A 9,418-nucleotide genomic window follows, 5' to 3' on the forward strand; every position below is an offset into this window, starting at 1 on the left:
CGTCGCCGATGCGTGGTCGATGGATGTGCTGTTCCGCGATCTGCTGGCGTTTTATCACGGCGCGGATGACCTGCCGCCATTGCCTGTGCAACTGGCAGACGTCGCATTGTGGCAGCGGGAATGGTCCGCCAACGAGCTGCTCGAGCGGCAGATTGGTTATTGGCGCGAACGGCTCCGCGGTGCACCTGCCGCGCTTACGTTACCGCGCGACGTGCCGCCGCGCGCGAGCCGTTCACATGACGGCGGCCTCGTCCGGCTGTCGATTCCCGCTGCGCTGGCCGAGCCACTGCGTGAGATTGCGCGTAGCCGGCGCACGACGCTCTTTACGGTGATGCTGGCGGTGTTCGATGTGCTGCTGCACCGCTATTCGGGGCAGCGCACGATTGTGGTCGGCGTGCCCACCGCAGGGCGCGGGCGTACCGAGCTAGAAGGGCTGGTTGGCTTCTTCGTCAACACGTTGATCGTACGCGCGGACCTCGCCGGCGGACAGCCGTTCGATGCACTGCTGCGCACCGTCCATGAGCGCGTCCTCGAAGCGCAGGCCCATCAGGATGTGCCTTTTGCGCGGCTTGTCGAGGCGCTTGCAATCGAGCGCGACCTCGATAGCTCGCCACTGTTTCAGGTGATGTTCGACCTTGCGGCCGATGCCGATGCCGCTGATACGACTCAGGCGCAGTCCGCCAAGGGCGCCGGTAGTGGCGCTCTCGCGATCGAGTCGATACTCGACGTTGCGCTGACTGCGCGCTTCGATCTCGCGTTGAATGCACAGGATCGCGGGCCGGGTGGCAAGTTACAGCTTGCGTTGACCTATTCACGCGACCGCTTTGTCGAAGCGACCGCGCAGCGCATGCTCGACGACTATGTCGAGCTGCTCGAACAGGTCGTGGCGGAGCCGCAGCGCAACGTGGGCGATCTGGCGGTGCGCCGAGGCATTGGCGACCCCGTGCGGAACGGCGCATGCGGTGGCAGGATCAGCACTGCGACCGATATCGTACGAGTAGCAGTGGATGGCACCTCGCCGGACGTTCCTCGCGGTCCCTTTGTCGCCGCACACCAGCGGATCGCCCAACGTGCGCGTCAGTGTCCGACTCGTGTCGCGCTGCGCTGCGGGGGTGAAGCGTTGACGTACGCTACGCTCGACGCGTGGGCTGAGCGCATCGCGCTCGCGTTGCGCGCAGACGGCATCGTTGCGGGCGAACGCATTGGCTTGCTGCTCGAGCGCTCACTAGCCTTGCCTGCGGCGTTGCTAGGCGTCTTCAAGGCGGGCGGCGCGTTTGTGCCGCTCGATCCCGATTACCCACCGGCGCGGCTGCAGGCGATGATCGCCGATGCAGGCGTGACACGCGTGATCGTCGACGAAGCGACCCGGAGAAACTGTCACGCGTTGCTCGCACCGCTGCGTACGGTGCTTGCATCCGCGGTACGGCCCGATGCTTCCGATAGCGCGGCGAGTTGCGACGATGCCGCATGGCCCGTGCATCCCGACGCGCTCGCCTACGTCATCTACACCTCCGGCTCAACAGGCACGCCAAAGGGCGTGGCAATCACGCATCGCGCGCTCACGTTGCATCTGGATGACTTCCTGCACGACCACCGGATTGCCGAGTCCGACGTCGTGCTGCAATCGTCGACCATCAATTTCGACGTGGCCTTGCATGAACTCTTGCCGGCGTTGATGGTGGGCGGTCGCGTCGTGATGCGCGGTCCGCAAGCCTGGGAGCTCGCCTCGCTGAACCGCACGCTTTGCGACGAGCACGTGACGTTCGCGCGGATTCCGACCGCGCTCTGGCAGCAATGGCGCATCGCGTTGCCGCCTGCGGAGGACATCGCGCTGCGACAGATTACGGTGGGCGGCGAAGCGTTGCCAGGCGACGCGCTGCAGCGATGGTACGAGGGTCCGCTGGCGCACGTTGCGATTGACAATCTGTACGGTCCGACCGAGACCACCGTGGCGGCATTACACCATCCGGTCTCGCGCGACGATACACAGCATGCCATTGTCGCGATCGGCCGTTGCTATCCGGCGCGTCAGGCGTATGTCGCCGATCTCGACGGTAACCGCGCACCGGACGGTGCGCTGGGCGAACTGTGCATCGGCGGCGCGACGCTCGCGCAGGGTTATCTGGCGCGGCCTGCGCTTACCGCCGAACGTTTCGTGCCGGATCCATATGGCGAGCCGGGTTCGCGCGTCTATCGCAGCGGCGATCTATGCCGTGCGCGTGCCGACGGCATCATCGATTTCCTCGGGCGGATCGATCAGCAGGTGAAGCTGCGCGGGCATCGCATCGAGCTTGGCGAAATCGAAGTCGCACTGCGGCGCGTTGCGCAGGTCTGCGAGGCCATTGTCGAATTGAAGGGGGAAGGGGAGCGCAAACGCCTCGTCGCCTACTTCACCGGTTCCTCCGATCCCGATGCCGTGCGCGAAGAACTGGCGCGCACGCTGCCGGCCTCGCATGTGCCGTCGGTTTGTATCGCGCTCGATGCGTTGCCGACGCTGCCTAACGGAAAGCTCGACCGGCGTGCGTTGCCCGAGCCGGACGACGCGGTGCAAAGTGCCGCGATAACTTCAGAAGGGTCGATCGAAACGGCGCTGCTGGCGGTCTGGCAGACGGTGCTCGGCCGCACCGACTTCGGCGTAACCGATAACTTCTTTACGCTCGGCGGCGATTCGATTTCGAGCCTGCGCGTGATTGCCCAGGCGCGCGCCGCGGGCTGGGTCGTCTCGCCCCGCCAGGTATTCGAGCATCCCACGGTGCGGGGTCTGGCGCGGGTCGCGCAGGCGAGCGTCGCACCAGCAGCGGATGAACCGGTTGTGAGCGTGCCGTTCGAGACGCCGCTGGCGCCGATGCAGCATTGGTTCTTCGAGCACTATCCTGATGCACCTGCACGCTGGAATCAGGCGGTGCTGCTGCGTAGTGCCGAAGCGCTCGACGTCGAAGCATTGCGCGCAGCGTTCGATGCTGTGCTCGCCACGCACGATGCGCTGCGCGCGAGTTTCGGGCGCGATCCGCAGACGGGTGAGTGGGTACAGACCATTTTGCCGCCGATGTCTTCCAACGACGTATTGCGCATCGTAGATCTGCGAGCCTCTGCCGATCCGGTGGCCGCAATCGATGCTGTCGCGGACAAAGTGCACGACAGTCTCGATCTCGCCACCGGCAAGCTACTCCACGCAGCCTATATGAGCACAGCGGATGGCGCACGACTGTTGGTCGTCGTCCATCATCTGGTGGTCGATGGCGTGTCGTGGCGCATCCTGCTCGACGATCTGCTGAATGCGTATGAGGCGGCACGCTTGTCCGGCACACAGACGCTGCTGCCGCGAGCCAGCACCGCATGGAGTGAATGGACCCGACGTCTTGCCGAATACGCTAGCCTGCCCGAGCATCTGAGCGAGCTCGCCTGGTGGCAGAACCAACTGGGGGCGACCACGGATGCCGTTCCGTCAGGCCAACTCGCGACCGCTTCGTCCACCACCCAAGGTCACACCGAGCATCGCAACTGGACACTCGATGCGCAGACGACGCGCTGTCTCACCGATTCCGGCCGGCGTATAGACGAAGTCCTGCTGACTGCGCTGACCCAGGCATGTGCCGAACATTTGCCGCAGATGCCCGTGATCGTCGAACTGGAGGGGCATGGCCGCGGAGAATGTATCCCTGAGCTCGATTTGAGCCGCACTGTGGGCTGGTTTACTACGCAGTACCCACTACGCCTGAGCGCCGCGCCGCAACTCGATTCGACGCGCCGCCAAATTGCCAACCTGTTGCAGACGGTGCCCGCGGAAGGCATGCATTTCAACCTGTTCCGCTACAGCGGCTCGGCTTCGACGCGCGCCGCGCTGGCGGCTTTGCCGCGCACGACGATCGGCTTCAACTACCTCGGACGTTTCGAAGAACGGCTCAGCGAAGGCTACTTTACGTTTGCTCCCGAGGATAGCGGCAACGGCATCGGCACGAGCGTAGCCACCGGGCCGCGTCACGTGCTGGATCTGAATGGCCTGATTGCAGGCGGTTGCCTGAAGCTCGAGTGGAGCGTCGACTCAGATGCGCTCGATGTGGGCCAGCTTGACAGGCTAATGGACGCGTTCGGGACTCACGTGCGAGCGTTGGCTCAACCGGCGGGTCAGTTGGTCGGTGCCTCGCAAAGCACATATTCATTGCACACGTCCGCCACTGAGATCAATGAACCGGGACTTAGAATACCTAAGCGGCATCTGTTCAGTGGTCTGACGGTAGCCTCGCAAACGCCCGTATCCGCAGCCGATCCTGCGCAACTTGATGCGTTCGAACTATGGCGTCAGCGCTTTTACACGGAAGCGTTGCTGTGCCCGCCTTACGGCGCGGCGAGCGATACCGACATGCAGCCGCTGAACGCCTGCGGTGCGCCGCTCACGTTGTTCTGCTTTTATCCAGGCTTTGGGCTTGTCGGCGAATACCGTTTTCTTGCCGCTGCGCTGCAAGGGACCGCCAGCGTACTCGCGCTGCGTTCGCCGGGTTTCGCGATTGATGCAGGGGACGCGACGAGTGAGGCGACCAATGCAACAGCACTCGCACTTCACGATCAACTGGCCAGTTTCGAAGCACTTGCGCAAGCATGCGTCGAGCGCGTCCTGAAGGCGCAAGCCGAAGGGCCATTCCGGCTGCTTGGCTGGTCACTTGGCGGGCGCCTCGCGGTGGCGGTCGCCGCGCAGTTGCGCGCGCGCGGTCATCAGGTCGATTTCCTGGGACTGCTGGACACGGCGACGCGTACCGCCGACGCAGCACCGGACGAGGGCCACGCACAGGCCGACCTGTCTGCATGGCTGGAACAGCAGACGGACGGCGCACAACTGCAGGCGCTGTTCACACGGGCAGCTGAACTGGACGCATTGCACTACCGCTTGCGCCTCGCTCACACATTGCCGACCCTCGATGTACCGATCACATTCTGGCACGCCGCCCGCGATAAAGTACCGGGCCGCGAGCGCGACTGGCGTCCGTATACAACCGCGGCAGTCGAAGAGATCCAGATCGAAGCAAGCCACACCGGAATCGTGCATCATCCGGCACTCCACGCCAGCGTGAAAGCCCAACTGCAAAGGCTGCTGAGCGTACAAGAGGCACAGACGCGTACAAGCAAAACAGATACCTCATCCTGACAACCTAAAACCGGGCCACAGCTTTCGTCATGCAGTCATCAGGCGGTTCCTCGCTTTACCAGCTCTCCGACGTCGATTTTTCAATCGGCGACCGGCCGCTGCTGCAATCCATTTCGCTCGATATCGCACCGGGCCAGGTGGTGGGCCTGATCGGCCACAACGGTTCGGGCAAGACGTCGCTGATGCGACTGCTCGCGCGTCTGCATCAGCCGACGCGCGGCACGATTTATTTCGACGGTGCTCCGCTCGAGAGCTGGCCGCACCGGCGCTTCGCGCAGCAAGTGGCGCATTTGCCGCAGTACACGCCATCCACGGACGGCCTGCAGGTGCGCGAACTGGTCGCCCTCGGCCGCTACCCATGGCATGGCGCGCTCGGCCGCGTCACGGCAGATGATCACGCACGCGTCGAGGAAGCAATGGCATGGACCGATGTCGCGCGTTACGCGGACCGCGCGGTCGATAGTCTCTCGGGAGGCGAGCGTCAGCGCGTCTGGCTGGCCATGCTGATCGCGCAGAACAGCCGTTGCGTGCTGCTCGACGAACCGACCTCGGCGCTCGATATCAGTCACCAGATCGAAGTGCTCGGCCTGATCCGTTCGCTGTGCGAAAAGCGCGGCATGACCGCGATCGTCGTGCTGCACGACGTGAACATGGCCACGCGTTTCTGCAATGAGCTGATCTCGCTGCGCGGCGGCAAAGTGCTGATGCAGGCAAGCCCTGCGGAGATCATGCGTCCGGACAGTCTCGAAGCCATCTACGGGGTGCCGATGGGCGTGCTCACCGATCCGCAGAGTGGCTATGCGATTGGATTCCCGCGATGACCAAACCCGTCATTCGACCCTTGAGCAAGATACCGCGCGCGGACCCGCTACGCCGCAGGCTGCTCGCAGGATTCGGCGCGCTCAGTGCGTTCAGCATGCTTGATGCGTTCGGTTCGACAAGCGCCTGGGCCGCTACACAGACACAGGGCGTCCTAACCGAACCCGCGCCTCACCGCATCGTCACCCTGAACTGGGAGTTGACCGAAACGCTACTCGCGCTTGGCGTCGCTCCGGTCGGCACGCCGTTGCCCGACTGGTATCGCAACACGATTGTCGAGCCACCGCTGCCGGCGGGTGTGGCCGACGTCGGGCTACTGTACCAACCGAGCTTCGAGATGCTACAGGCATTGGCGCCGGACCTGATGATCATTACTCCGGGGCATGCCCCCGCTAAACGTTGGCTCGAGCGCATCGCGCCGACGCTCACGCTCGGCGCCTACATGTCGAGCGATACGCCTTATCCCGCGTTGCTGAACGAGACGGGCGAACTTGCCGCAAAACTGCAGAGACCGCAGCGCGCAACCGACCTGATCGCAGCGACGGATCGCAACACCGCTAACGTGCGGTCGCTGCTCGCTGCGCGGCCCGAGCTGCTGCGTGCACCGGTGCTCGTCGCAGATCTTGTCGACGACCGTCATCTGCGCGTGTATGCGCAGGGCAGCTTGTTCGACGAGATGTTGCAGAAGCTAGGAGTCCAAAACGCTGCTAATCCCGGTGCAGGAAGCAAGCCATGGCGCACCGAACAGGGCTTCGCGATGGTGCCGGTGCAGCGCCTTGTGGACGTCCAGCAGGCGAGCCTGCTGCTGGTGGGTCCGGTGGCGGCCTCCGCGCGCGCCGGGGTCGAGAAGAACGCGATCTGGCAGGCGCTGCCCATAGTGCGCGAGCGCCGCATCGCTGTTCTGCCTGTGATCGCCCCATATGGCGGACTGGTTTCGATGCAACGTTTCGTGCAAGCGGTGGCAGCGGCGCTCGCCACAATCGACAACGGCGGAGGCGGCGTTGCGTAACCTCGCTGCTGCATCTATGCCGACTGCGCCGCGCGATTTTCGGGTGCCGCTCGTCGGCGTGCTTGGGGCGGTTGCCCTGATTCTCGCGATCGTCGGTATCCATGCCCAACTGAACGGCGCTTCGTTCTGGATCACGCTGTTTGCACCGAACCGCACTGACCTGCATCAGGTGCTGGTACGCGACAGTCTGCTGCCGCGCATCGCCGTGACCCTGCTGTGCGGCGCGGCACTGGCGCTGGCGGGCACGCTGGCGCAGCAGGTGCTGCGCAATCCGCTCGCTGAGCCGATGACGCTTGGCATTTTCCCCGGTTCGTATCTCGCGTTGATGATCGCCGAGCTGTGGGCGCCGTCCTGGGTCACCGGCGGCCGCACGGTGGTGGCGCTCGCCGGTGGCGGCCTGGCGATGCTGCTCGTGTTTGGGCTCGCGTGGCGGCAACGGATGTCTTCGCTCTCGGTGATCCTGTCGGGGATGGTCGTCAACCTGTATTGCGGCGCCATCAGTCTCGCCATCTGCATGTCCAATTTCGACCTGCTGCGCGGGCTGATGATCTGGGGTGGCGGGGCGCTCGATCAGAGCGGCTGGCAGGAAAGCCGTCAGCTTTTCTGGGGCGTACTCGCCTGTGTCGTCGCGACGGTGCTGTTGCGCCGTCCATTGGGCGTATTCGAGGCCGGTGATTCGACCGTGCAGAGCCTCGGCATCTCGCTGCAACGCACGCGCTTTGCTGCGCTGCTGATCTCGGTAGTCCTGACGGCCTGCGTGGTGTCGACGGTCGGCGTGATCGGCTTCGTCGGTCTCGCTGCACCCACGCTTGCGCGTCTTGCTGGCGCACGGCGACTCAGGCAGCGTCTGATCTGGGCGCCTTTGCTTGGCGCGGCGTTGTTGTGGGCAACCGATGAAATCGTCCAGGGGGTGTCTTCAACCGAGCTGTTCTCTGCGCATCTGGTGCCCACCGGAACAGTCACCTCGCTGCTCGGCGTGCCTCTGCTGATGCTGTTGCTGCCGCGTTTGCGCAGCCAGCCCGACCTGCATGCGAGCGCCATCGCGCATGCATCGGAAGCCAGGCTCGGCAGACGCTTGCCGTGGGCGGTCGTTGGCCTTGCCGTGGTGCTGATGTTGACCTTCGCCCTATCGCGAGGCGTCCACGGCTGGCGCGTCGCTAGTCCTGCGCAGATTGGCGCGTTGTTGTTCTGGCGGTGGCCGCATGCGATCGCGGCGATGTCGGCCGGGGTGCTGCTGGCGGTTGCCGGCACGCTGATCCAGCGCGTCACCGCCAATCCGATGGCGAGCCCGGATCTGCTCGGCGTGAGTTCGGGTGGTGCGCTCGGCATTGTCATCATCCTGTTCGCCGGACTCGAGCCGACACCTGGGATCCTGTTCGCAGGCTGCCTTGCCGGCGCTATGACAACGCTTGCGCTGCTATTGTGGCTAGGCGGCCGCGCCTCGTTCGCGCCGGACCGGCTGCTGCTGATCGGTGTCGGGATCAGCGCGCTATTCGAGGCCATCGTCAGCGCGACGCTGGCTAGCGGCGATCCACGTGCAGGTCTCCTAATGGATCTCGTGGTCGGCTCGACTTATTACATCGAACCCGTGGCTTCTTATGCGGCGGCGGCTGTCGCGCTAGCGGGACTGGTGCTCGGTCCGTTGATGGCACGCTGGATCGAAACGCTGAGCCTGGGGGCGCCGATGGCAGGCAGCCTCGGCGTGCCCGTCGCGCGAACCCGCCTGGCGATCCTGCTGCTGGCGGCGCTGCTCACGGCCACAGCCACGTTGCTGGTTGGCCCGTTGTCGTTTGTCGGGTTGATCGCGCCGCATATCGCTCGCTATTCGGGCGCGCGCCGGCCTGCAGTGCAGATGTTGGTGGCGTCGATTGTCGGCGCGCTGCTGATGGGCTTCGCAGATTGGCTCGGCCGCCAAGTCATGTTCCCGCAGGAGATGCCGGCCGGCCTTGTCGCGACGCTAATAGGCGGTCCTTATCTGATCGCGCTGACTTTGCGCAAGACGGTTTCGTCCACCTGAGCGTCTGTAGGCCCCGTGCTTCTCGCCGGGCTTTCGGCCTCTTTAAATGCACAAACAACAGACAAAACGCAAAATGTATTTGCAAATGAGAATCGTTATCGATTACCATCTTATTCGCGATAACGCGATGTCTGGCGCATAGCGCGTCCGCGTGAGGCATCCGCTGCGCGAAAGTGGCTGTAGCTGTTCGCGGTGCTGGGGAAGTGCAAAACCGCGATTCACTTTCGCTACGAATACATCATCCTGACACACCTCGTTAGTTGTCCTTTTCAAAGGACAGGACGGGTTTGTGTCTTCACGCCGAGAATTTGCCAGCCACGATGAAAACAACCACGGACCATAGTCGTAGTAAGCGGCGAGCCAAAGCTCGCTTGTTCCAGTCCCGGCTGACGCCGGTGGCGATTTCGCTGATTGCGATGTGGGCCGGGCACGC

4 protein-coding genes are annotated in these 9,418 nt (G+C 64.1%); all 4 read left to right on the forward strand.

The genetic code is table 11. The features are described 5' to 3' along the window. Positions 1-5,140 (forward strand): non-ribosomal peptide synthetase (locus M0954_RS11860; protein ID WP_297353368.1); only part of this gene is annotated, 5,140 nt, incomplete at its 5' end. Positions 5,141-5,169: 29 nt separating this feature from the next. Then, a complete protein-coding gene (locus M0954_RS11865) occupies positions 5,170-5,961 on the forward strand; it encodes an ABC transporter ATP-binding protein (RefSeq protein ID WP_297353370.1) in 792 nt (263 codons plus the stop codon). Continuing rightward, complete coding sequence (locus tag M0954_RS11870) at positions 5,958-6,968, forward strand: ABC transporter substrate-binding protein (RefSeq protein WP_297353372.1); 1,011 nt, start codon at positions 5,958-5,960, stop codon at positions 6,966-6,968. Before M0954_RS11865 ends, M0954_RS11870 begins: the two co-directional genes overlap by 4 nt. Then, positions 6,961-8,985, forward strand: coding sequence for a Fe(3+)-hydroxamate ABC transporter permease FhuB (gene fhuB / locus M0954_RS11875; RefSeq protein ID WP_297353375.1), 2,025 nt, complete (start codon positions 6,961-6,963; stop codon positions 8,983-8,985). Before M0954_RS11870 ends, fhuB begins: the two co-directional genes overlap by 8 nt. Positions 8,986-9,418 lie beyond the last annotated feature (433 nt).

Source organism: Paraburkholderia sp. (genome assembly GCF_026225065.1).
Taxonomy (GTDB): Bacteria; Pseudomonadota; Gammaproteobacteria; order Burkholderiales; family Burkholderiaceae; genus Paraburkholderia.